Genomic DNA, 22,358 nt, shown 5'->3' with positions numbered 1-22,358 from the left:
AACTCTGCTACAAGGGCCCTGGTGGGAGACCCCACTGCGGTGCTCGGCCGCGGTTTCGGGCATCCTCTCCCACATGAACACGTGGCAGGAGGGCCGCCCGAGCGGCGGCAGTGGCGGCGGCGCGTACGGGTCGTACGGCTCGGAGGGCGGGCCCAACCCGTACCGGGACGAGCCCCCGCTGCCGCCCGGGCTGAACCCGCGCGGTCCTGGTGCGCCGGCGCCGCACCGCCCGGCCGTGCCGTCGCAGGCGGCTCCGGTCGCCCAGCCCGTGCCCCCGCAGGCCGGTCCGGCCCTGCCGCCGGAGCTCAACCCGCGTGGCCCGGGCGCCCCGTCGCGCACCCCCGGCACCCCGATACCGCCCGGCCCGCCGGCACCGGCCGGGCCGTCCGGCCCGCCGCGCCCGCCCGCCGCGCCGCGGCCGGCCAATGCGCGATGGCCGCGCAGCCGGAAGATCAAGTACGGCATCTACGGCACGCTGGCCGCGCTGATGGTGACCGCCGTCGGCACCTACTTCTGGGCCGACTCCCAGCTCAACCACGAGAACGTGCTGGCCTCGTACGACGGCAGACCGCCGGCCGGGAAGGGCACCAACTGGCTGATCGTCGGTTCGGACAGCCGGCAGGGTCTGTCCGATGCCGACGAGGACGCGCTGCACACCGGCTCCGCGGTGGGCAAGCGCAGCGACTCGATGATGCTGCTGCACATCGGGGACAACGGGAACACCCTGATGAGCATCCCGCGCGACTCCTGGGTGCAGATCCCGGCGCACCCCAACACCAACGGGAGCGGCAAGGCCGTCCCGGCCACCACCTCGAAGATCAACGCGGCCTTCAACACCGGCGGCGGCAAGCTGCTGGTGCAGACCGTCGAGCACAACACCGGCCTCCGGATCGACCACTACGCCGAGATCGGCTTCGCCGGCTTCGTCGGGATCGTGGACTCGGTCGGCGGCGTGGACATGTGCATCGACAAGGCGATCGCCGACAAGGACTCGGGGCTCAACCTCAAGGCGGGCTGCCAGTCGCTGAGCGGCAAGGAGTCGCTGGCCTTCGTCCGGCAGCGGCACCAGATGGCCGACCAGGACCTGGGCCGGATGCGCAACCAGCAGAAGTTCCTCTCCGCGCTGGCCGGCCAGGCCGCCTCGCCGGGCACCCTGCTGAACCCGTTCACCTTCTACCCGATGGTCAGCTCCGGCCTGGGCACCCTGATCGTGGACGACGACGCCGGCCTCGGCGACCTCGGCTCGCTCTTCCTGGCGATGCGCTCGGTCTCCGGCGGCGAGGGGAAGTCGATGACCGTGCCGATCGCCAACCCCGACTTCCGCACCTCCACCGGCGAGTCCGCGGTGAAGTGGGACGCCACCAAGGCCAAGCAGGTCTTCGACGCCTTCAAGAGCGACAGCGCGGTGCCGGACGTGAAGTGACGTCAGATCTGACCTGTCGTCAGTCCGCCTCACCCGGACGGCCCACACGGAACGGCCGTCCGGGCGCCGCTCGCCCACCCTGGAAGCATGAGCAGCACTGGCCGGTCCGGCGGCACTCCGGGGACGTACGGCTCCGAACCCCCGCTGCCGCCCTCGCTGGACCCGCGCGGGGGCCCGGCCGTCAAGCCGCCCGGGCGGCGCCGGAACTGGTGGCGGGTCACCCGCTGGACGGTCGGACTGCTGGTGCTGGCCCTGGTCGGTACGGCGGTCGGCAGCTACGTCTGGGCCGACGCGAAGATCCGGCACGTGGACGCGATCGCCGACTGGTCCGGCCGCCCGGGTGACGGCCCCGGGACCAACTGGCTGCTGGTCGGCTCGGACAGCCGGGCCGGGCTGACCGAGCAGCAGGAGCGGGACCTGCACGTCGGCGGCGAGTCGGGGATCAACACCGACACCATCATGGTGCTGCACCGGGGCGACAACGGCCCGGTGCTGATGAGCATCCCGCGCGACAGCTACGTGGCGATCCCCGGCCACGGCAAGAACAAGATCAACGCGGCCTTCGCCCAGGGTGGCCCACAGCTGCTGGTGCAGACCGTCGAGCAGAACACCGGCATCCGGATCGACCACTACGTCGAGGTCGGCTTCACCGGCATCGTGAGCATCGTGGACTCGCTCGGCGGCGTGTCCATGTGCCTGGACCAGCCGGTGGTCGACTCGAAGTCCGGCGCCGACCTGCCGGCCGGCTGCCAGACCCTGAACGGCACCCAGGCCCTCGCGCTGGTCCGCACCCGGTACTCGCTGCCCAACTCCGACCTGAGCCGGATCGGCAACCAGCAGGCGTTCCTGCAGGCGCTGGCCAAGGAGGTGCTCAGCCCGTCCACCCTGCTCAACCCGTTCGTCCTGTACCCGTTCCTGAGCGCCGCCCTCGGCGCCCTGACGGTGGATCAGGCCAGCTCGCTCTGGACGCTGGCGCAGTTCGGACTGCAGATGGACAAGGTGGCGGGCGCCGGCGGCCGGACCGTCACGGTGCCGATCGCCGACGAGGACTACCGGACCCCGGCCGGGTCCTCGATCCTCTGGGCCCCGAACGCCTCCAAGGAGCTGTTCGAGCAGATCCAGAACGACCGGCCGGTGCCCGCCCCGTCCTGAGCTCAGGCGCGGTACATCTGGTGGATCGCGCTGATCTTGCCGGCCGGGTCCACCGTGATGGCGAACTGGTTGCCGTAGCAGCCGTACGGCAGCTTCACCGAAGCCGCGTTGGTCAGGCAGGCCTCCGCCCGGGCCATGAAGTCGTTCAGCGGGAGCTGCTTCTCCTTCAGGTCGGCGAGGACGTAGGTCTTGACGTCGTTGCTGAACTCGAAGACCTTCACCGCCCCGGTCGCGGCGAAGTAGCTCTCCCCCGGGACATCCGGGCCGCAGACGAACTTGGTCTCCTTGGCCTTCATCCAGACGTGGGTGGCGTACCCGACCTCGGCGGCCTCGATCACCCGGCCGACCTGGGCCGCGTTGGCCGTGCAGTCCGCCGCCTTGGTGCCACTCGCTTTGGGCGAGGTCTTCGAAGCCGCGGTCGGCTTGACCGAGGCACCGGCCGACGCGCCGGCCGTGGGCGTGACGGTGGCGGCGGGCGTGGCCGTGGCGGTCAGCGAGGGCCCGGAGGCGGGCGCCGGGTCCTTCGGCCCGCAGGCGGTCAGGGCCAGCACGGCGGTGGCGAGGACGGCGACGGCGACGGGCAGGCGGCGAGCGTTCATGGCAGGTTCCCCCGGTACGAAAAGACAAGGTCAACGCTGCATACGGATCGGCCGGCCGTCCCGGTTACCGCCCGCCCCCGCCTGTGACAGCACCGGGACAATTTCGCGCCGCTGACCCACCGTCAGTACCGGAGCCGTCACAATGTGCTCCATGTCGCTGGTGACCGCTCTGATCTACCGCCGCCGCAGCCGCCTGTTCGGGCGCCTGGTGCAGGAGGCCCTCGCGCTGTACGGGATGGAGGTGCCGGCCGCCGCCGAGATCGGCCCCGGACTGCGGGTCTTCCACCGCGGCTTCGGCACCGTGCTGCACCCGTACACCACCCTCGGCGCGGACGTCACCCTCTACAACGGCGTCACCATCGGCCGGGCCGACCCCTGGGTGCCGCAGCAGCGCAGCGCGATGCGCCGGATCGTCCTGGAGGACGGCGTGCTGGTCTGCGCGGGCGCCAAGATCGTCTGCAAGAGCGGCATCCTCACCGTCGGCGCGGGCAGCATCATCGGCGCCAACGCCGTCCTCACCGGCTCCACCGGACCGAACGAGATCTGGGCCGGCGTCCCCGCCCGCCGGATCGGCATGCGCGAGGGCCCCGCCGGTCACACCGACGGGGCCCTGTACGGCAGCTGACGCTACGGGAGGTTGCGGGACATCACGATCCGCTGGATCTGGTTGGTGCCCTCGTAGATCTGGGTGATCTTGGCGTCGCGCATCATCCGCTCCAGCGGGTAGTCACGGGTGTACCCGTAACCGCCGAGCAGCTGGACGGCGTCGACGGTGATCTCCATCGCGGCGTCCGAGGCGAAGCACTTGGCGGCCGCGCCGAAGAACGTCAGGTCGGCGTCGACCCGCTGGGACTTCGCGGCGGCCGCGTAGGTGAGCTGCCGGGCGGCCTCCAGCTTCATCGCCATGTCGGCCAGCATGAACTGCACGCCCTGGAAGTCACCGATCGGCTTGCCGAACTGCTTGCGCTCCCGCACGTAGCCCTTGGCGTAGTCCAGCGCGCCCTGCGCGATGCCCACCGCCTGCGCCGCGATGGTCACCCGGGTGTGGTCCAGGGTCTTCATCGCGGTCGCGAAACCGGTGCCCTCGGCGCCGATCATCCGGTCCGCCGGGATCCGCACGTTGTCGAAGTAGACCTCGCGGGTCGGCGAGCCCTTGATCCCGAGCTTCTTCTCCGGCGCGCCGAACGACACACCCGCGTCGCCCTTCTCCACCACGAACGCCGAGATGCCCTTCGTGCGCAGCTCCGGGTCGGTCACGGCGAGCACCGTGTAGAACTCCGAGACACCCGCGTTGGTGATCCAGCGCTTCACGCCGTTGAGGACCCAGAAGTCGCCGTCGCGCACCGCGCGGGTCTTCATCCCCGCCGCGTCCGAACCCGCGTCCGGCTCCGAGAGGCAGTACGAGAACATGCCCTCGCCCCGGGCCAGCGCACCCAGGTACTTCGCCTTCAGCTCCTCCGAGCCCGACAGCTGCACCGGCAGCGAACCCAGCTTGTTGACCGCCGGGATCAGCGAGGACGAAGCGCACACCCGCGCGATCTCCTCGATCACGATCACCGTCGCCAGCGCGTCCGCACCCGCACCGCCGTACTCCTCCGGCACGTGCACCGCGTGCAGCTCATTGGCCTGCAACGCGTCCAGCGCCTCCTGCGGGAACCGGCCCTGCTCGTCCACCTCCGCCGCGAACGGGGCGATCTTCGCCTCCGCCAGCGACCGCACCGCCTCCCGGAGCATCTCGTGCTCCTCGGAAAGCCGGAAGAGATCGAAATCCGCCCCGGAGTTGCCCGCCATGTGCCTCGCCCCTTGAATTCGGACCACGTTAGTTACCGTTAAGTAAGCGTAATTCTAGGCTCGCGCCCTGCCTACCCCGTACGTGACATGCGTGACACCGGAGTGACACCGCCTCAGCGGACGTTCTCCTCCAGCGTGTCGCCGGTGCCGGGGTGCTGGGCCAGGTACTCCAGCACCTGGTCGTTGCGGACCGCCTCCCAGAGCTGCTTGGCCACCCGCTGGTCGAGGTAGACCACCGACTGGCCGCCCTCGTCACCGAAGCCGCCGAACGGCGCGTTCATGAACCGCACGCCGTCACCCCGCAACCCGCGCAGGCTCCAGGCCAGGTCGTACAGGTCGGAGTTGCTCAGCTTGTCGTCCACGCTGACCACCTCGCCGACCGAGCCGAGCAGACCGGTCAGCTTGCCGGGGTTGCCCAGGGTGCCGGAGGTCAGGGTCTGCTGCATCAGGGCGCGCAGGAAGTTCTGCTGACGCTTCGTCCGGTCCAGGTCGCCGTTGGGCAGGCCGTACCGCTCGCGGACGTAGAGCAGCGCGGTCGCGCCGTCCATGTGCTGGGTGCCGGCCGCCCAGTGCCTGGCCTCGCCCTTGCCCTCGATCTCCTTGGGGATGGTGATGTCCACCCCGCCGACCGCGTCGGTCAGGGACCGGAAGCCGTTCCAGTCCACCACCGCGAGGTGGTCGATCGGGATGCCCGTGAGGTCCTGAATGGTGCGCACCATCAGGGCCGGGCCGCCCAGCGAGTACGCCGCGTTGAGCTTGGCCTTGCCGTGGCCGGGGACGTCCACCCAGGTGTCCCGGGCCAGCGAGATCACCGAGGCGTTCTTCCGGTCCGCCGAGAGGTGCAGCAGCATCATGGTGTCGCTGCGGGCCGCCCCCGCCTTCCAGACCGGGGCCTTGGCGGGTGCGCCCGGGTCGGTCCTGGCGTCCAGGCCGACCAGCAGGAAGGTGACGCCGGCGTTGGAGAGCGGCTTGGGGCGCTCCGACTCGGCGAGGCTGGGCAGCGCGCCCGGGATCCGGGCCACCGAGGAGGCGTAGTGCTCGGCCGTCCAGTACACCGCTCCCGCGCAGCCGCCGGTGATCAGCAGCACCGTCAGCAGGACGGCCAGCAGCAGCCGGCGGCCGCGCCGCCGGGGCCTGGGCGGAGCCTCGGGCGCCGCGGTCTCCTCGGTCTGACCGGCCTGCTCGGACCGGTCGGCGAAGATGCTCAGTCCGGCGGAGTCCGCCCCGTCCTCGGTGCTCATGCGGGCATTGTCCGGTCGGACCGGAGCGCGCCGGGCCGGAACCGGCAGGAGGAGGGTGAAGTCGTTACCTCTCGGCGGACGGCTACGCGGCAGGGTCCCCGCCGGATAGCATCGGTCACTGCCCGACCCGAGCAGACCGACCCAAAGGGGAAGCGCGTGACCCTCCGCATCACGGTGATCGGCACCGGATACCTCGGCGCGACGCACGCCGCCTGCATGGCGGAGCTCGGTTTCGAGGTGCTCGGCCTGGACATCGACCCGGAGAAGATCGCCACCCTGGCCGCCGGGAAGATCCCGATGTACGAGCCCGGGCTGGCCGAACTGCTGGTCAAGCACGTGCCCGGGCACCCCGGCTCCTCCGGCCGGCTGCGCTTCACCACCTCGTACGAGGAGGTCGCCGACTTCGGCGACGTGCACTTCCTCTGCACCAACACCCCGCAGAAGAAGGGTGAGTTCGCCGCCGACATGTCCTATGTCGACGCCGCGCTGGACTCGCTCGCCCCGCACCTCAAGCGCCCCACCCTGGTGGTCGGCAAGTCCACCGTGCCGGTCGGCAGCGCCAACCGACTGGCCGTCAGGCTGGCCGAGCTGGCCCCGGTCGGCGCGGCCGCCGAGCTGGCCTGGAACCCGGAGTTCCTCCGCGAGGGCTTCGCCGTCGGCGACACCCTGCACCCCGACCGGCTGGTGGTCGGGGTCCGCAGCGAGCGGGCCGAGGCGCTGCTCCGCGAGGTGTACGCGACCCCGGTCGCCGAAGGCGTGCCGTTCGTGGTGACCGACTTCGCCACCGCGGAGCTGGTCAAGGCCGCGGCCAACTCCTTCCTGGCCACCAAGATCTCCTTCATCAACGCGATGGCCGAGGTCTGCGAGAGCGCGGGCGCGGACGTGGTCCAGCTCAGCAAGGCGCTCTCCTTCGACGAGCGGATCGGCGGCAAGTTCCTCAACGCCGGCGTCGGCTTCGGCGGCGGCTGCCTCCCCAAGGACATCCGGGCCTTCATGGCCCGGGCCGGCGAACTGGGCGCCGACCAGGCGCTGACCTTCCTGCGCGAGGTCGACTCGATCAACATGCGCCGCCGCTCCCGAATGGTCGAACTCGCCCGCGAGCAGTGCGGCGGCGGCTTCCTCGGCCGCCGGGTCGCCGTGCTCGGCGCCGCGTTCAAGCCCAACTCGGACGACATCCGGGACTCCCCCGCACTCAACGTCGCCGCACAGATCCAGCTCCAGGGCGCCCAGGTCTCGGTCTACGACCCCAAGGCGATGGACAACGCCCGCAAGATGTTCCCCGGCCTCACCTACGCCGACTCCCCCCTGGAGGCGGCCGAGGGCGCCCACGTCGTCCTGCACCTGACCGAGTGGCAGGAGTTCCGCGACCTCGACCCGGCCGTCCTGGGCACCGTGGTCGCCGAACGCCGGATCCTGGACGGACGGAACATCCTGGACGACGCCAAGTGGCGCGCGGCCGGCTGGAGCTACCGCGCGATGGGCCGCCCGACGGTGGAATAGCCGCTGTCCGGCGCGGAGTTGCAGCCGGTATGAGCGACGACACGACGGTGCGGAAGATCCTCCAGGACAGCGGCGACACCTGGGCGGTGGTCGGGCTGTCCAACAACACCGCCCGGGCCGCGTACGGGGTGGCCCGGGTGCTGCAGCGGGCCGGCAAGCGGGTCGTGCCCGTGCACCCCAAGGCCGAGACGGTGCTCGGCGAACCGGGCTACGCCACGCTCGCGGACATCCCGTTCGCGGTGGACGTGGTGGACGTCTTCGTGAACTCGGCGCTGGCCGGGGCGGTCGCCGACCAGGCGGTCGCCAAGGGGGCCAAGGCGGTCTGGTTCCAGCTCGACGTGATCGACCAGGAGGCGTACGCCCGCACCACGGCGGCCGGCCTGGACATGGTCATGGACCGCTGCCCGGCGATCGAGCTGCCGCGCCTCTGAGGAGCGACCACCAGGGGCTCGGGGAACTGCGACGCCGACCTCAGGAGCGTTCAACGTACGTAACTGGTCGGGCACTTTCGCATCTACTGGGCCTTCGTGCGCAGGTGCTCCAGGACCAGGGGGTCGATGAACCCCGGGACGAGGCGCCCCTCCAGGTTCTCCACGCCGGCCCAGCGGTCCAGGGTGGGGTGGCCGACGGCCGTGAGGAGGGCGGCGACCTCGGTGGCCAGGGTGCCGGTGAGGGCGAGCAGGGTGGCCGGGTCGGGGGTGCCGAAGAGGATCTCGTGGCCGGCCAGCAGGCGGGCGAGCTCGGTGACCGGGTCGGGGTGGTCGTCCACCCGGAGGTCGTACGCGGTGTCGCTGAGGCCGCCGTAGCCGGCGCCCCGGTCGGCTATGTACAGGGCGGCGCTCTGCCGGCCCCGGCTGTCGCCGCCCGCTGCGTCACCGGCCGCCAACGTGGCCACCAGCCGCTCTGCGAACGGGAGTTCGGCTCCGCCCAGCCAGGCGGACTCCATCGCCTCGACCACCTCGGGCCCGGTCAGGATGTTGCCCTGGATCGCGTAGCCGGGGCCCGCGACGCCGCCCGCCCAGTCCAGGCAGTCCGCCCCGGTGTAGGTCGCGCCGTCGCCGGAGCAGCCGACCACGCCGAGCTGACGGTCCGCCCGGCCCGGGTCGGCGGCGGTCAGGCCGGCCACCACGTCGGCGGGGGCGACGCCGGTGCGGAGCAGGGTGAGGCCCTGCGGCCGGTAGGCGAAGTTGGCCATCGCCTGGGTGGCCAGCGCGCCGACCTCCGCCTCGGCGGCCGGGACGACCGCGCCTGCGGCGAGGAACTTGCTGGCCACCGCGACACCGACGGCGCTGCCCGAACGGGCCACTACGGAAAAGGTCACGCGCAGGGACGATAGCCGCTCGTCGTGGCCATGCCTAGAGAGTGGCGATCGAGGGCCGCCGGACGGCCCGCAGGTCGCGGGCCACCGCCTCCGCGTGCCGCAGCACCCGGACCGCGTTGTGCCAGGTGAGCTTCGCCAGGTCGGTCTCCGACCAGCCCCGGCCGAGCAGTTCGGCGATCAGGTGCGGGTAGCCGGCGACGTCGTCCAGGCCGGCCGGGGTGAAGGCGGTGCCGTCGAAGTCGCCGCCGATGCCGAGGTGGTCGATCCCGGCCAGCTGCCGCATGTGGTCGAGGTGGTCGGCGACGGTGGCCACGGTGGCGACCGGGCGGGGGTGGGCGGCCTCGAAGGCGTGCTGCACGGCCATCGCCTCGGGGGTGGTCTCCAACGGGTGGAAGCCGTGCGCCCGCATGTTCTGATCGGCGTCGACGGTCCACTCGATCGCGGCGGGCAGGATGAACTTGGGCACGAAGGTGACCATCGCGACGCCCCCGTTGGCGGCCAGCTGGGCCAGCACGTCGTCGGGGATGTTGCGCGGGTGGTCGCAGACCCCCCGGGCCGAGGAGTGCGAGAAGATCACCGGCGCCTCGGTGACCCGCAGGGCGTCCCGCATGGTGTCGGCGGAGACGTGCGAGAGGTCGACCAGCATGCCGAGCCGGTTCATCTCCCGCACCACCTCCTCGCCGAACTCGGTCAGGCCGCCGTGCTCGGGCTTGTCGGTGGCCGAGTCGGCCCACGGCACGTTGTCGTTGTGGGTGAGCGTCAGATAGCGGACGCCGAGCTCGTGGAGCACGCGCAGGGTGGCCATCGAGGAGTTGATCGAGTGTCCGCCCTCGGCGCCCATCAGCGAGGCGATCCGGCCCTCGCGCCGCGCCGTCTCCATGTCCTCGGCGGTGAGCGCGAGCCGCAGGTGGTCCGGGTAGCGCTCGGTCAGCGTCCGGACGAAGTCGATCTGCTCCAGGGTGGCGCTGACGGCCTGGTCGCCCGCGTAGTCGGAGCGCACGTACACCGACCAGAACTGCGCGCCGACCCCGCCTTCCCGGAGCCGGCCGAAGTCGGTGTGCAGCCGGGATCGCTGATCGGTCGTCAGGTCCACGGCGTCGAGGTCGTACCCCACCTGGGCACGCATCGCCCACGGCAGGTCGTTGTGACCGTCCACCACGGGTGCGGTTCGGAGAAGCTCACGAGCTCGGGCCAGCAGTTCGGTAGTCATACCTTCAGTTCTACCGCCTCTGTTAACCGGAGGTTAGTTCTCTGCCGACGCTCTGGGCCGGTCCGCTCACCCTGATGGACGCTGCGAGGCACAGCGGAACCCTCCACCCACCCGGGAGCGACCCCATGAAGTCAGCGACACCCTGGAAGGCCGTGATCGGCGGCTCGGTCGGCAATCTGGTCGAGTGGTACGACTGGTTCGTCTACGCCAGCTTCGCCACCTACTTCGCCTCGGCGTTCTTCCCGCACGGCAATCCGACCGCCCAACTCCTCAACACCGCGGGCATCTTCGCGGTCGGCTTCTTCATGCGCCCGGTCGGCGGCTGGCTGCTCGGCCGGTACGCGGACCGGCGCGGCCGGAAGGCGGCGCTGACCCTGACCGTGTCGCTGATGTCGGTCAGCGCCCTGCTGATCGCGATCGCCCCGACGTACGAGCAGGTCGGCTACGCGGGCGCCGTGGTGCTGCTGATCGCCCGGCTGCTGCAGGGCCTGTCGGTCGGCGGCGAGTACGCGGCCAGCGCCACCTACCTGACCGAGGCGTCCACCCCCGGCCGCCGCGGCTTCGTCTCCAGCTTCCAGTACGTCTCGATGACCTTCGGTCAACTGCTCGGCCTGGGGCTGCAGATCGTGCTCCAGCACACCATGACCACGGCCGACCTGCACTCGTACGGCTGGCGGATCCCGTTCGTCGCGGGGGCGCTCGGCGCGGCGGTGGTGTTCTGGCTGCGGCGCAACCTGGTGGAGACCGAGGCGTACACGGAGCTCGAGGGCACGGAGACCGAACGCGGCACGCTGCGCCGACTGCTGGCGCACAAGCGGGAGTTCGCCCTGGTGATGGCGCTGACCATGGGCGGCACGGTGGCGTACTACACCTACACCACCTACCTGACCAAGTACCTCTCCAACACCGTCGGGCTGAGCAAGAACGACGCCGCCTTGGTCAGCTTCTGCGCGCTGACCGTCTTCATGCTGCTGCAGCCGCTGGCCGGTTCGCTCTCCGACCGGATCGGCCGCCGACCACTGCTGATCACCTTCGGGGTCGGCGCCACCTTCGGCACGGTGCCGCTGATGACCACGCTCTCGCACACCGGCAGCTTCGGCGGGGCGCTGCTGCTCGCGGTGACCGCGCTGGTCATCGTCACCGGCTACACCTCGATCAACGCCGTGGTGAAGGCCGAGCTGTTCCCGACCCAGATCCGGGCGCTCGGGGTGGCGCTGCCGTACGCGCTGGCCAACGCGCTGTTCGGCGGCACGGCCGAGTACGTGGCGCTCTGGTTCAAGGACGCGGGCGTCGAGTCGGGCTACTACTGGTACGTCTCCGCGCTGGCGGCGGTCTCCCTGGTGGTCTACCTGACGATGCGTGAGACCAGGGACAACGAGCTCACCGAGGGCAGCCGACCGGCCACCAAGGCGGCGGTCCCCGCCTAGGGTGGGCGCATGCGCGTGCTTCTGGTCGAGGACGACGACCGTCTTGCCGCCGCCCTGGTCCCGGCGCTCGCCCGGCACGGCCACCAGGTGGTCCGGGCCGGGCGGGCGGACGACGCGTTCCGGCTGAAGGACACCTGCGAGTTCGTGCTGCTCGATCTGGGCCTGCCCGACCTGGACGGGCTCGAACTGCTGCGCCGACTGCGCCGGGTGTCCAGCGTGCCGGTGATCGTGCTGACCGCCAGGACCGAGGAGCGGGACATCCTGCGCGGCCTGCGCTCGGGCGCCGACGACTACCTGGCCAAGCCGTTCCGGACCGCCGAACTGGCCGCCAGGATGGCCGCCGTGGTCCGGCGCGGCACCCGGCCGCTGGCGGTGACCGGCCGGGTGGCGCAGATCGGCGACGTCCGGATCGACCTGGAGACCCGGCGGGTCACCGTGGCCGGGGAGCCGGTCGCGCTCACCCGCCGGGAGTTCGACGTGCTGGCCGTGCTCGCCCGCGAGCCCGGCGTGGTGCGCGGCCGGGAGGAGATCCTGGACGAACTCTGGGGCGACGTCCAGCTGTCGGCCTCCCGCTCGCTGGACGTGCACATCGCCGGTATCCGCTCCAAGACCGGCCGCCCGCGGCTGGTCGAGACGCTCCGGGCCACCGGCTACCGGCTCGGCACCGGCTGATGCAGCGTCGGCTGCTGGTGGTCCAGCTCCTGCTGATCGGCTGCCTGGTGGCGGCGCTGGCGGTCCCGCTCGCGCTGGCCTGGTCCTCGCACCGGACCGGGCAGCTGCTGCTCGCCCGCCGGGCGGACGCCACCCGGTTCGCCGAGCTCACCGACCGGGCGCTGCGCGAGGGCGGCCCGTCCGGGCTGGCGGCGGAGGTGGCCCGGTACGCGGAGCTGTACGGCACGGCGGTGGAGATCCGGGACCGGGACGGGCAGTTGATCGCGGGCACCCCGGTCGGCGGGGACCGGGTGGACGGGGGCGGGGCGGCCGGGCGGGCGCTGTCCGGCCGGACCACCGACGGGCTGCCGCTGCTCACCCCGTTCGGCCCGGCCTCGGTGCTGGTCGCCGAACCGGCCGGGCGGGACGACCAGGTGTCCGGGGTGGTGGTGCTGCGGGTGTCCACTGCGGCGGCCCGTCGCTCGGTGGCCGTGGTCTGGGGCGCGCTGGCGGTCGGCTCGGTACTGGCGCTGCTCTGCTCGCTGGTCGCCGCCCGCAGGCTGACCGGCTGGGTGCTCCGGCCGGTCGGCGAACTCGACCGCACCACCCGGGAGATCGCCGCGGGACGGCTCGGCGCCCGGATCGGCACCGTACGCGGCCCGGTCGAACTGCGCCGCCTGGAGGAGCGGTTCAACGCCATGGCGGACGCCATCTCGGTCGCCGTGGAACGCCAGCGCGCCTTCGTCGCGGACGCCTCGCACGAACTGCGCACCCCGCTCACCGTGCTCTCGCTGCGACTGGAGAACCTGGAGCCGTTCCTGACCGCCGAGGGACACCCCGAGTGGCAGCAAGCGCTGGCCGAACTCGACCGGCTGGAGGCCCTGTTGGAGGACCTGCTGACGCTCGCCCGGGTGGAGGCCGACGCCGGGCTGCCGGAGACCCTGCCGGCCGACCGGCTGCTCGCCCGGCTGACGGGCTGGCAGGAGCTGTACGCCGCCAAGGGCCTGACCCTCACCGTGCACGTGCCGGACCCGGAGCCGCTGCCCGCCGCCGTGGCCCGGATCGCCGACATCGCGCTCGACAACGCGGCGAAGTTCGTCCCGCCCGGTGGCCGGGTCGAGGTCTCGCTGACCGGCCGGGTGCTGCGGATCGCCGACGACGGCCCCGGGCTGGACGAGACCGGCCGCCGGGCGGCGCTCGGCCGGTTCTGGCGGGCGCCGGAGCAGCGCAACGTCACCGGCAGCGGCCTGGGGCTCGCCATCGCGGTCGAACTGGCCCGCGGCTGCGGCGGCACGCTCGCCCTGCTGCCGAACCAACCGTCGGGCCTGGTGGTCGAGTTGACGCTCGCTCAGTAGACCGAGCGGTAGTACTCGGCCGCGCCCGGGTGCAGCGGGACGGTGCCGGTGCCGATCGCGTACCGCTCGTCCAGCCGCCCGCCCGGCGCGTCCGGGGTCTGCAGGTGGTCCCGGCGGCGGAACAGCACCTCGGTGACGGCCCGCACGATCTCCGGGTCGAGCCCGGCGGCGCAGACCAGGTAGCTCGGGGTGCCGACGGTCGGGGTCGGCCCCGGCTGGCGGTAGGCGCCGAGCGGGATCGAGACGTTCTCGTACACCGGCCCGTACGCGACCCGCAGCGCGGCCGCCTGCGCCGCCAGCGGGACCAGCCGGACCGGCAGCCGCTCGGCCAGCTCGGTGATCGCCCGGGTCGGCACGCCGCCGGACCAGAAGAACGCGTCCAGTTCCCCGGCCCGCAGCGCCGCCACCGACTCGGCCGGGCCGAGCAGTTGGGCACCCGCGGTGCTCAACCCGGCGGCGGTCAGCACCCGTTCGGCCACCACGGCGGTGCCGGATCCGGTCGCGCCCAGCGAGTACCTGCGTCCGGTCAGCTCACCGACGCTCGACACCGGCCGGTCCGAAGGGACCACCAGGTGCAGGTAGTTGAGGTACAGCCGGGCGATCGCGGTCACCGTGACCGGCCGGCCGAAGGTCCCCCGCCCGGCCACCGCGTCGGCCGCGCTGTCGGCCAGGGTCAGCCCCAGCTCGGCCCCGCCCTCGCCGATCAGCCGCAGGTTGCGCACGCTCGCGGCCGTCGCCAGCACCTCGACGGTCAGGCCGGGGTGGGCCTGCCCGATCTCCTCGGCGAGCCGCCGGCCGAAGGTCTGGTACGGCCCGCCCTCGGGGCCGGCCGCCAGCCGCAGCACCCCGCGCGGCGCGGGCGCCGAACATCCCGTCAGCACCGCGGCGGCCCCCAGCGCGAGGGCCGCCCGGCGTGACAGTAACAACGTCTTACTTACCGAAACCGAAGGAGCTGGAGCCCGCCACCTTGGCGCGCAGCTTCTTGCCCTTCTCGGTGGCCTGGCTGTTCAGCTCGGCCTGGAACTCGGTCATCTTCTCGGTCAGCTCGGGGTCGAAGGCGGCCACGATCCGGACCGCCAGCAGCCCGGCGTTGCGGGCCCCGGCGACCGAGACGGTGGCGACCGGCACCCCGGCGGGCATCTGAACGATCGACAGCAGGCTGTCCATGCCGTCCAGGTAGCGCAGCGGCACCGGCACGCCGATCACCGGCAGCGGGGTGACCGAGGCGAGCATGCCCGGCAGGTGGGCGGCGCCGCCCGCGCCCGCGATGATCGCCTTCAGGCCCCGGGTGTGCGCCTGCTCGCCGTACGCGATCATCTCGCGCGGCATCCGGTGCGCGGACATCACGTCGACCTCGTACGGGATCTCGAACTCGTCGAGCGCCTGGGCGGCGGCCTCCATCACGGGCCAGTCGGAGTCGGAGCCCATGACGATGCCGATAACGGGCTGAGTCATTCGGTGATCGTTCCTCGCAGGTAGGCGGCCGCGTGACGGGCGCGCTCGCGGACGTCTTCGAGGTCGTCCCCGAAGACGTTGACGTGGCCGACCTTGCGGCCGGGCTTCACGTCCTTCCCGTACATGTGGATCCGCAGGCCGGGGTCGCGGGCCATGCAGTGCAGGAAGGCGTGGTACATGTCCGGGTAGTCGCCGCCGAGCACGTTGACCATCACGGTCCACTTGGCGCGCGGGCGCGGGTCGCCGAGCGGGAGGTCGAGGACGGCCCGCAGGTGGTTCTCGAACTGCGAGGTGACGGCGCCGTCCTGGGTCCAGTGGCCGGAGTTGTGCGGCCGCATGGCCAGCTCGTTGACCAGGATCCGGCCGTCCCGGGTCTGGAACAGCTCGACCGCGAGGTGGCCGGTGATGTCCAGCTCGCCGGCGATCCGCAGGGCCAGCTGCTGGGCCTCGTCGGAGAGCGCGGGGTCGAGCTCGGGCGCGGGGGCGGTGACCTCGGCGCAGACGCCGTTCTCCTGGACGCTCTCCACCACCGGGTAGGCGACCGCCTGGCCGCTGGGCGAGCGGACCACGTTGGCGGCCAGCTCACGGAGGAAGTCGACCTTCTCCTCGGCCAGCACCGGCACACCCGCGAGGAACGGGGCCTGCGCCTGGGTCTCGTCGTCGACGACCCAGACGCCCTTGCCGTCGTAGCCGCCGCGCACCGTCTTCAGTACGACCGGGTAGCCGTCGCCCTCGTTCGCGAAGGCGGTCACGTCGGCCGGGTCGGCGACCAGCCGGTGCCGGGGGCAGGGCACGCCGATCGAGTCCAGCTTGGCCCGCATCACACCCTTGTCCTGGGCATTGACCAGGGCCTCCGGGCCCGGGCGGACGGCGATGCCGTCGGCCTGCAGGGCGCGCAGGTGCTCGGTCGGCACGTGCTCGTGGTCGAAGGTGATCACGTCGCACCCGGCCGCGAAGCGGCGCAGGGTGTCGAGGTCCCGGTAGTCACCGAGCACCACGTCGGAGACCACCTGTGCGGCGGAGTCCTGAGGGGTGTCGGCGAGGAGCCGGAAGCGGATCCCCAGCGGGATGCCCGCCTGGTGCGCCATCCGGGCGAGCTGGCCGCCGCCGATCATGCCCACCACTGGAAAATTTGCATTGCCCGCGAAAGTCACGCTGCCCAGGATATCCGGGCCGGTCGGGGGCGGTGCACCAGCCGTCGCCGGTGGGGCGGGACGGACGGAGCGCGACGGAGGGTCCGACGGGAGCGAGTAGCCTGGATGGCCGGGCCCGAAGCACACTGTCGGATGATGTGCTTGCGAAGCAGCCCACGCGAGCAACGTTTCGTCGGCACACACTGGAGACCCGCGGATGACGAGCACGACCGGCCCGAAGGCCTCGCTGACGCAGAAGCTCCGCAGCCTCTCCCGGGAGGTGACCGGCTTCGCGGTCATCGGTCTGGTCGGTGTGGTGGTCAACGCCGGGGTCTTCTGGGTCTGCCTCCAGACGCCCGGTGTGATCGGCTCGCTGGCCGGTTTCATCGCCACTGCGGTCGCGATCGGCACCAACTACATCGGCTACCGGTACTGGCTGTACGCCGACCGCGACGCCGCGTCCCGCAAGCGCGAGATCACCCTCTTCCTGATCTTCAGCGGGATCGGCATGCTGATCGAGAACGGCATCCTGGCCTTCTCGGTGCACGTGCTGGGCTACTCCTCGCACGCCGAGCAGCTGATCGCCAAGAACGTGGTCGGCCTGGCCGCCGGTACGGTCTTCCGATTCTTCTCGTACCGCACCTGGGTCTTCAAGGCGCTGCCCGAGCTGGCCGAGCCCGCCACCGTCCCGGCGCCCGCCGAGGCCGCGCTGCAGCCGCAGTACGCCAAGTGAGCTGACCCGGTCTCAGTTCTCCTCGTCCGCCCGGGTGAGGAAGAGCGCGAAGACCGGCGGCTGGAGCGAGAGCAGCTCCAGCCGCGCCCCGTCCGCCTCGGCCAGGTCCCGGGCCACCGCGAGGCCGATGCCGGTGGAGTTGCGGCCGCTGACGGCCCGTTCGAAGACCCGGTTGCCCAGCTCGGTCGGTACGCCGGGGCCCTCGTCCTGCACCTCGACCACCACCGAACGGCCGGACGGCCTGGCCCGGACGATGACCGTCCCGGCGCCGTGCATCAGCGAGTTCTCGATCAGGGTGGCCAGCACCTGGGCCACCATCCCCGGCGTGCCCAGCACCCGGACCTCGCGCAGGCCCTCGACCCGCAGGGTGCGGCCGGTGCCGCGCATGGTCGGGCTCCACTCGGCCAGCTGCTGCTTGACCACCTCGTCCAGCTCGAAGACCACCGCCGTGGGGCTGCGCGGGTCGCGCTGGTTGGTGAGCAGCCGCTGCACCACGTCGGTGAGCCGTTCCACCTGCTGGAGCGCGATGGTGGACTCCTCCTTCACGGTGTCCGGCTCGCTCGCCAGTGTGTTGATCTCCTCCAGCCGCATCGAGAGCGCGGTGAGCGGGGTGCGGAGCTGGTGCGAGGCGTCGGCGGAGAGCCGGCGCTCGGCGGAGAGCATCCGGGCGATCCGCTCGGCGCTGGCGTCCAGCACCTCGGCCACCCGGTCCAGCTCGGGGACGCCGTACCGGCGGTCCCGGGGCCGCGGGTCGCCGGAGCCGAGCCGCTCGGCGGTCTCGGCCAGGTCGACCAGCGGCCGGGCCAGCCGCTTGGCCTGCCAGACCGCGAGCGCCACCGCCGCCTGGACCGCGAGCAGCGCGACCACGCCGAGCAGCAGCAGCATGTTGGCGATCTCGTGGTCCACCCCGCCGCGGGACTGCACCACGGTGACCGTCTCGCCGTCGGCGCCGGACTCGGTGGCGCTCAGCACCGGCGGCCCCGGCGGGGTACCGATCGCCAGCACCGGCTGCCCGGGCACCGCGATGGTGACGTAGCCGCCCTCGGGGAGCTGGGCGGTGAACTTCTCCCCGGTGATCGGCTCCTGCGCCGCGAGCCGGCTCTCCACCAGGCCGAGCACCCGGACCGCCTGGGCGTCCACCCGGGCGTCGGCGGCGTTCACGATGGACTGCTTCTCGATCAGCGCGATCGGGACGCAGAACACCACCACCATCACCAGGACCACGCCGAGCAGCGAGTTGATCATCCGGCGTTTCACGCGGGCTGACCCCTGATCAGTTCTTCTCGAAGCGGAAGCCGACGCCGCGGACGGTGGAGATGTAGCGCGGGTTGGCCGCGTCGTCGCCGAGCTTCTTGCGCAGCCAGGAGATGTGCATGTCCAGGGTCTTGGTCGAGGTCCACCAGGTGGTGTCCCAGACCTGCCGCATGATCTCCTCCCGGGTGACCACCCGGCCGGCGTCCCGGACCAGCACCCGGAGCAGCTCGAACTCCTTGGCGGAGAGGGTCAGCTCCTCCTCACCCAGCCAGGCGCGGTGCGACTCGATGTCGATCTTCACGCCGTGCGCGCCGGTGGTCAGCTGGTCCACGTTGCCGCGCCGGAGCAGGGCCCGGACCCGGGCCAGCAGCTCGGCCAGCCGGAACGGCTTGGTGACGTAGTCGTCCGCCCCGGCGTCCAGGCCGACCACAGTGTCCACCTCGTCGGCCCGGGCGGTGAGCACCAGCACCGGGCAGGTCCGGCCCTCGGCGCGGAGCCGGCGGGCCACCTCGAGACCGTCCATCTCGGGCAGGCCGAGGTCGAGCACGATCAGGTCGACGTCCTCGGTGAGTCCGGCCGCGAGCGCCCCGGGGCCCTCCTCGCGGACGAGCACCTCGTAGCCCTCCCGTCGGAGCGCACGGGCCAGCGGTTCGGAGATCGCCGGGTCGTCCTCGGCCAGCAGCACACAGGTCATGTGGCAGATGGTAGTCCGAGTGCGACACGTCGTTCAGGGGCTTCGGCCGCCCGGGACGGCCCGGACGGCGCAACCGGGGCACCGCCGGGGCGCCTGACGGCCCGTCGGCTCGTAGCGTGGGCCGGCAGAGGGCCAGCGGACGCGGGAGGTACGGGTGGCCGGCGAGGCGGTACTGCGGGACGAGTCGGAGCCGTACTCCGCGTCGGGGATGCCGCCGGGGGACGAGCACGCCTTCTTCGGTCACCCGCGCGGGCTCGCCCCGGCGGCTGGATCGCCGACCGGCTCTGGGGTGCCCGCCGGGCGGTGCTGATCGGCGGTCTGCGGGGTGGCGATCTGGCTGGCCGCGAGCCGGATCAAGCGGCTGATGGGGGCTGTGAACTAGTTCACAGAGCGTGAGCGGGGCGGGCCCTCGGCGCCCGGGTGGGATTTTCGGACTGATCATGTGATGGGCGAGAGATTCGGTCGCGACGGCTGCGTTTTCAAGGACGTACTTCACCGGGACCATCGATCCATGCCATCCGATGGCGTTTCTCTTTGCCCGGGCATTGGGCCTAAATGGGGCCTTGTCCCCTGATAGCCACTGAAACAGCGACGTAGAGTGTTCTGGTCCCTGCCCCCGCCGCCACAAGGAACCCCCACTCATGGCGTCAACAACTCTGGACGTCGGCACCGCGCCGAGCCCGACCAGCAGCGGCCCCACCTTCTTCGGGCACCCCCGCGGACTCGCCACCCTCTTCATGACGGAGATGTGGGAGCGGTTCAGCTTCTACGGGATGCGCGCCCTGCTGGTGCTCTACATGGCCGCCGAGGTCTCCAAGGGCGGGCTCGGCATGCAGGCCGCCACGGCGGCCGCCGTCTACAGCGTCTACAACGCCATGGTCTACCTGCTCGCCCTGCCCGGCGGCTGGATCGCGGACCGCTTCCTCGGCGCCCGGAAGACCGTCGCGATCGGCGGCGGCATCATCATGCTCGGCCACTTCGCGCTGGCCCTGCCGCCCGAGGCGACCTTCTTCGCCGGGCTCGGCCTGATCGCGATCGGCTCCGGTCTGCTCAAGGCCAACATCTCCACCATGGTCGGCCACCTCTACGACGGCCCCAACGACCCGCGCCGCGACGGTGGCTTCACCATCTTCTACATGGGCATCAATCTCGGTGCCTTCGTCGCCCCGCTGGTGATCGGCACGGTCGGCGAGAAGGTCAGCTGGCACCTCGGCTTCGCGCTGGCCGGCGTCGGCATGGCGATCGGCCTGGTCCAGTACCTGCTCGGCAGCCGCCACCTGAGCGAGCGCAGCAGCGTGGTCGCCGCGCCGATGGGCGCCGAGGAGAAGCGGGCCGTGCTCCGCAAGGCCGCCCTCTGGCTGGCCGCCGCCGTGGTGTTCTACGCGGTGGTCGCGCTGACCGGCAGCCTGAGCATCGACTGGCTGATCTGGCCGCTCTCCATCGCCGGCATCGTGATCCCGGTGGTCTACTTCGCCCGGCTGCGCCGGGACAAGGACCTGACCGCCGACGAGAAGTCCAAGATGAACGGGTACGTCTGGTTCTTCGTGGCGGCCGCCGTGTTCTGGATGATCTACGACCAGTCCGGCTCGACGCTGAACCTGTTCGCGAAGGACAACACCGATCTCTCGGTGTTCGGCTTCGAGTTCCCGAGCAGCTGGTTCCAGTCGCTGAACCCGCTCTACATCATGGCGCTGGCCCCGGTCTTCGCCTGGCTCTGGATCTGGCTGGACCGACGCCGGCGAAACCCGTCCACCACGGTGAAGTTCGCCTTCGGCCTGCTGATGATCGGCGGCTCGTTCCTGGTGATGATGCTGGCGATGGCCGCCGCCACCGGTGGCGCCAAGGTCACCCCGCTTTGGCTGGCCCTGGTCTACTTCATCCAGACCGTCGGCGAGCTGACCCTCTCCCCGGTCGGACTCTCCGTCACCACCAAGCTGGCGCCCGCCAAGTACGCCAGCCAGATGATGGGCATCTGGTTCCTCGCCGTCACGGCGGGCGACTGCACCGCCTCGATCATCCAGCTGCTGGTCGGCGACTCCACGGGCAGCACCTGGTACTTCGCCTCCCAGGGCCTGCTGGCCGTGCTGGCCGGGGTGGCGCTGCTGATGTACCGGAAGAAGGTCGTGAAGCTGATGGGCGACGTGCACTGACTTCTGCTCAAGCGTCAGCGGGCCGGTGCCCTACCGGCCCGCTGACGTGTGTTCAGACCTTGCGGACGCCGTCCTGCCAGACGGCGGCGGTGAGCGGGACGCCCGGACGGTAGGCCAGGTGCACGGCGGACGGCGCGTCCAGCAGCAGCAGGTCGGCCCGCGCGCCGGGTGCCACCAGGCCGACGTCCGTCCGGCGCAGAGCGCGCGCGCCGCCGGCGGTGGCGGCGTACACCGCCTCGTCCGGGGTCATGCCCATCTCGCGGACCGCGACCGCGATGCAGAAGGCCATCGAACTGGTGAAGCTGGAGCCCGGGTTGCAGTCGGTGGAGAGCGCGACGGTGACGCCCGCGTCCAGCAGGCGGCGGGCGTCCGGGTACTTCGCCCGGGTGGAGAACTCCGCGCCGGGGAGCAGCGTGGCGACGGTCTCGCCGTTCGCCAGCGCGTCCACGTCGGCGTCGGTCAGGTGGGTGCAGTGGTCGGCCGAGGCCGCCCCCAGCTCGACCGCGAGCTGGACGCCCGGGCCGTGGTGCAGCTGGTTGGCGTGCACCCGCGGGATCAGCCCGCGCTTCGCCCCGGCGGTAAGGATCGCCCGGGCCTGGTCACCGTCGAAGGCGCCCTGCTCGCAGAACACGTCCACCCAACGGGCGTGCGGGGCACAGGCGTCCAGCATCTCGCCGGTCACCAGCTCGACGTAGCCCGCCGGGTCCTCCTTGAACTCCGGCGCGACCACGTGGGCGCCGAGGTAGGTGGTCTCCGGGGTGTGCGCGGCGGCGATCCGCAGAGCACGCGCCTCGTCCTCGGTGGTCAGGCCGTAGCCCGACTTGCACTCGATGGTGGTGGTGCCCTGGCGGAGCGCCTCGCCGATGAAGCGGGTGAGGTTCGCCTCCAGCTCGGCGTCGGTCGCGGCGCGGGTGGCGGCGACGGTGGTCCTGATACCGCCGGCGGTGTAGGACTGGCCGCTCATCCGGGCGTTGAACTCGGCGGTGCGGTCACCGGCGAAGACCAGGTGGGCATGCGAATCGACGAAGCCGGGGATCATCGCCCGGCCCTCGGCGTCGAAGCGGGCGTCGGCCTGCGGGGCGGCGGCGGCCGCACCGACCCAGGCGATCCGGTCTCCGTCGATCACCACGGCGGCGTCAGTGAGGGTGCCCAGGCTGGGGTCGTTGGTGACCAGGGAACCGAGGTTGGTGATGAGCGTGCTCACAGAGCGGGCCTTTCTACGGTCCAGGGGCTCGGGGAACTGCGAGGAGATCTGGCGTGCGGGTCAAA

Annotated in this window: 21 protein-coding genes; 10 read left to right on the top strand and 11 right to left on the bottom strand. The window is 71.8% G+C overall.

Going from position 1 to position 22,358, the window contains the following annotated elements:
• The first annotated feature begins 73 nt into the window (after positions 1-73).
• Together F4556_RS22375 and F4556_RS22370 are read left to right on the top strand one after the other, a co-directional pair.
• Positions 74-1,423 (top strand): LCP family protein, encoded by a 1,350-nt coding sequence (locus tag F4556_RS22375; RefSeq protein WP_184918888.1) that lies wholly within the window; start codon positions 74-76, stop codon positions 1,421-1,423.
• An 87-nt stretch (positions 1,424-1,510) separates the two neighbouring features.
• The gene (locus F4556_RS22370; protein WP_184918886.1) at positions 1,511-2,575 is read left to right on the top strand and encodes an LCP family protein; all 1,065 of its coding nucleotides are present in this window, start codon (positions 1,511-1,513) and stop codon (positions 2,573-2,575) included.
• Between the two features lie 2 nt (positions 2,576-2,577).
• Here F4556_RS22370 and F4556_RS22365 read toward each other — a convergent pair whose 3' ends face one another.
• The gene (locus tag F4556_RS22365; RefSeq protein ID WP_184918884.1) at positions 2,578-3,174 is read right to left on the bottom strand and encodes a hypothetical protein; all 597 of its coding nucleotides are present in this window, start codon (positions 3,172-3,174) and stop codon (positions 2,578-2,580) included.
• A gap of 151 nt (positions 3,175-3,325) precedes the next feature.
• On the opposite strand from F4556_RS22365, the gene F4556_RS22360 reads away from it, so the two are divergent.
• Positions 3,326-3,799: a serine O-acetyltransferase gene (locus F4556_RS22360; protein WP_184918883.1), complete on the top strand. Its 474-nt coding sequence runs from the start codon at positions 3,326-3,328 to the stop codon at positions 3,797-3,799.
• Between the two features lie 2 nt (positions 3,800-3,801).
• Here F4556_RS22360 and F4556_RS22355 read toward each other — a convergent pair whose 3' ends face one another.
• On the bottom strand, positions 3,802-4,965 hold the full coding sequence (locus F4556_RS22355) for an acyl-CoA dehydrogenase family protein (RefSeq protein ID WP_184918882.1): 1,164 nt from the start codon (positions 4,963-4,965) through the stop codon (positions 3,802-3,804).
• Positions 4,966-5,078: 113 nt separating this feature from the next.
• The gene (locus F4556_RS22350) at positions 5,079-6,206 is read right to left on the bottom strand and encodes an LCP family protein (protein ID WP_184918881.1); all 1,128 of its coding nucleotides are present in this window, start codon (positions 6,204-6,206) and stop codon (positions 5,079-5,081) included.
• Between the two features lie 156 nt (positions 6,207-6,362).
• Here F4556_RS22350 and F4556_RS22345 point away from each other — a divergent pair, with 156 nt between their 5' ends.
• Together F4556_RS22345 and F4556_RS22340 are read left to right on the top strand one after the other, a co-directional pair.
• Positions 6,363-7,706 (top strand): UDP-glucose dehydrogenase family protein, encoded by a 1,344-nt coding sequence (locus F4556_RS22345; protein ID WP_184918880.1) that lies wholly within the window; start codon positions 6,363-6,365, stop codon positions 7,704-7,706.
• Positions 7,707-7,735: 29 nt separating this feature from the next.
• Positions 7,736-8,137 (top strand): CoA-binding protein, encoded by a 402-nt coding sequence (locus F4556_RS22340; protein WP_184918879.1) that lies wholly within the window; start codon positions 7,736-7,738, stop codon positions 8,135-8,137.
• 83 nt (positions 8,138-8,220) lie between these two features.
• Here the strand turns inward: F4556_RS22340 and F4556_RS22335 are convergent, their stop codons facing one another.
• Positions 8,221-9,027, bottom strand: a complete 807-nt coding sequence (locus tag F4556_RS22335; protein WP_184918878.1) for a DUF1028 domain-containing protein — start codon at positions 9,025-9,027, stop codon at positions 8,221-8,223.
• A 34-nt stretch (positions 9,028-9,061) separates the two neighbouring features.
• Positions 9,062-10,237, bottom strand: coding sequence for a dipeptidase (locus F4556_RS22330; RefSeq protein ID WP_184918877.1), 1,176 nt, complete (start codon positions 10,235-10,237; stop codon positions 9,062-9,064).
• A 125-nt stretch (positions 10,238-10,362) separates the two neighbouring features.
• Here F4556_RS22330 and F4556_RS22325 point away from each other — a divergent pair, with 125 nt between their 5' ends.
• The 3 genes from F4556_RS22325 to F4556_RS22315 are packed head-to-tail and all read left to right on the top strand — an operon-like array spanning position 10,363 to position 13,670.
• On the top strand, positions 10,363-11,664 hold the full coding sequence (locus F4556_RS22325; protein ID WP_221503673.1) for an MFS transporter: 1,302 nt from the start codon (positions 10,363-10,365) through the stop codon (positions 11,662-11,664).
• A 9-nt stretch (positions 11,665-11,673) separates the two neighbouring features.
• Entirely contained in the window at positions 11,674-12,336 is a 663-nt protein-coding gene (locus F4556_RS22320; protein WP_184918873.1) for a response regulator transcription factor, read from the top strand.
• Positions 12,336-13,670: a sensor histidine kinase gene (locus F4556_RS22315; RefSeq protein WP_184918871.1), complete on the top strand. Its 1,335-nt coding sequence runs from the start codon at positions 12,336-12,338 to the stop codon at positions 13,668-13,670. The genes F4556_RS22320 and F4556_RS22315 overlap by 1 nt, the downstream gene beginning before the upstream one ends.
• On the opposite strand, the gene F4556_RS22310 is transcribed toward F4556_RS22315, so the two are convergent.
• The 3 genes from F4556_RS22310 to F4556_RS22300 are packed head-to-tail and all read right to left on the bottom strand — an operon-like array spanning position 13,664 to position 16,240.
• The gene (locus tag F4556_RS22310) at positions 13,664-14,596 is read right to left on the bottom strand and encodes a TAXI family TRAP transporter solute-binding subunit (RefSeq protein WP_221503672.1); all 933 of its coding nucleotides are present in this window, start codon (positions 14,594-14,596) and stop codon (positions 13,664-13,666) included. The two genes, F4556_RS22315 and F4556_RS22310, sit on opposite strands and share 7 nt — an antisense overlap.
• A gap of 4 nt (positions 14,597-14,600) precedes the next feature.
• On the bottom strand, positions 14,601-15,125 hold the full coding sequence (gene purE, locus F4556_RS22305) for a 5-(carboxyamino)imidazole ribonucleotide mutase (RefSeq protein WP_184918869.1): 525 nt from the start codon (positions 15,123-15,125) through the stop codon (positions 14,601-14,603).
• Positions 15,122-16,240: a 5-(carboxyamino)imidazole ribonucleotide synthase gene (locus F4556_RS22300; RefSeq protein WP_221503671.1), complete on the bottom strand. Its 1,119-nt coding sequence runs from the start codon at positions 16,238-16,240 to the stop codon at positions 15,122-15,124. Before F4556_RS22300 ends, purE begins: the two co-directional genes overlap by 4 nt.
• Before the next feature lie 235 nt (positions 16,241-16,475).
• On the opposite strand from F4556_RS22300, the gene F4556_RS22295 reads away from it, so the two are divergent.
• Positions 16,476-16,991, top strand: coding sequence for a GtrA family protein (locus F4556_RS22295; RefSeq protein WP_184918865.1), 516 nt, complete (start codon positions 16,476-16,478; stop codon positions 16,989-16,991).
• Positions 16,992-17,003: 12 nt separating this feature from the next.
• Here F4556_RS22295 and F4556_RS22290 read toward each other — a convergent pair whose 3' ends face one another.
• On the bottom strand, positions 17,004-18,248 hold the full coding sequence (locus tag F4556_RS22290; protein WP_184918863.1) for a sensor histidine kinase: 1,245 nt from the start codon (positions 18,246-18,248) through the stop codon (positions 17,004-17,006).
• A gap of 16 nt (positions 18,249-18,264) precedes the next feature.
• Positions 18,265-18,939: a response regulator transcription factor gene (locus tag F4556_RS22285; RefSeq protein WP_184918861.1), complete on the bottom strand. Its 675-nt coding sequence runs from the start codon at positions 18,937-18,939 to the stop codon at positions 18,265-18,267.
• A 641-nt stretch (positions 18,940-19,580) separates the two neighbouring features.
• Between F4556_RS22285 and F4556_RS22280 the strand changes: the two genes are divergently transcribed.
• A complete protein-coding gene (locus F4556_RS22280; protein ID WP_184918859.1) occupies positions 19,581-21,089 on the top strand; it encodes a peptide MFS transporter in 1,509 nt (502 codons plus the stop codon).
• A gap of 52 nt (positions 21,090-21,141) precedes the next feature.
• On the opposite strand, the gene hutI is transcribed toward F4556_RS22280, so the two are convergent.
• On the bottom strand, positions 21,142-22,293 hold the full coding sequence (hutI, locus tag F4556_RS22275; protein ID WP_184918857.1) for an imidazolonepropionase: 1,152 nt from the start codon (positions 22,291-22,293) through the stop codon (positions 21,142-21,144).
• Positions 22,294-22,358: the final 65 nt, after the last annotated feature.

The organism is Kitasatospora gansuensis (genome assembly GCF_014203705.1).
Classification (GTDB): domain Bacteria; phylum Actinomycetota; class Actinomycetes; order Streptomycetales; family Streptomycetaceae; genus Kitasatospora; species Kitasatospora gansuensis.
This window is presented reverse-complemented; position numbering and strand designations above follow the sequence as displayed.

Coding starts and splice junctions, on each gene's coding strand:
- purE (WP_184918869.1), bottom strand. CDS start 15,125: ATGACTCAGCCCGTTATCGGCATCGTCATGGGCTCCGACTCCGACTGG.
- F4556_RS22360 (WP_184918883.1), top strand. CDS start 3,326: ATGTCGCTGGTGACCGCTCTGATCTACCGCCGCCGCAGCCGCCTGTTC.
- F4556_RS22300 (WP_221503671.1), bottom strand. CDS start 16,240: ATGATCGGCGGCGGCCAGCTCGCCCGGATGGCGCACCAGGCGGGCATC.
- F4556_RS22375 (WP_184918888.1), top strand. CDS start 74: ATGAACACGTGGCAGGAGGGCCGCCCGAGCGGCGGCAGTGGCGGCGGC.
- F4556_RS22350 (WP_184918881.1), bottom strand. CDS start 6,206: ATGAGCACCGAGGACGGGGCGGACTCCGCCGGACTGAGCATCTTCGCC.
- F4556_RS22340 (WP_184918879.1), top strand. CDS start 7,736: ATGAGCGACGACACGACGGTGCGGAAGATCCTCCAGGACAGCGGCGAC.
- F4556_RS22315 (WP_184918871.1), top strand. CDS start 12,336: ATGCAGCGTCGGCTGCTGGTGGTCCAGCTCCTGCTGATCGGCTGCCTG.
- F4556_RS22320 (WP_184918873.1), top strand. CDS start 11,674: ATGCGCGTGCTTCTGGTCGAGGACGACGACCGTCTTGCCGCCGCCCTG.
- F4556_RS22325 (WP_221503673.1), top strand. CDS start 10,363: ATGAAGTCAGCGACACCCTGGAAGGCCGTGATCGGCGGCTCGGTCGGC.
- F4556_RS22285 (WP_184918861.1), bottom strand. CDS start 18,939: ATGACCTGTGTGCTGCTGGCCGAGGACGACCCGGCGATCTCCGAACCG.
- F4556_RS22370 (WP_184918886.1), top strand. CDS start 1,511: ATGAGCAGCACTGGCCGGTCCGGCGGCACTCCGGGGACGTACGGCTCC.
- F4556_RS22365 (WP_184918884.1), bottom strand. CDS start 3,174: ATGAACGCTCGCCGCCTGCCCGTCGCCGTCGCCGTCCTCGCCACCGCC.
- F4556_RS22355 (WP_184918882.1), bottom strand. CDS start 4,965: ATGGCGGGCAACTCCGGGGCGGATTTCGATCTCTTCCGGCTTTCCGAG.
- F4556_RS22330 (WP_184918877.1), bottom strand. CDS start 10,237: ATGACTACCGAACTGCTGGCCCGAGCTCGTGAGCTTCTCCGAACCGCA.
- F4556_RS22295 (WP_184918865.1), top strand. CDS start 16,476: ATGACGAGCACGACCGGCCCGAAGGCCTCGCTGACGCAGAAGCTCCGC.
- F4556_RS22280 (WP_184918859.1), top strand. CDS start 19,581: ATGGCGTCAACAACTCTGGACGTCGGCACCGCGCCGAGCCCGACCAGC.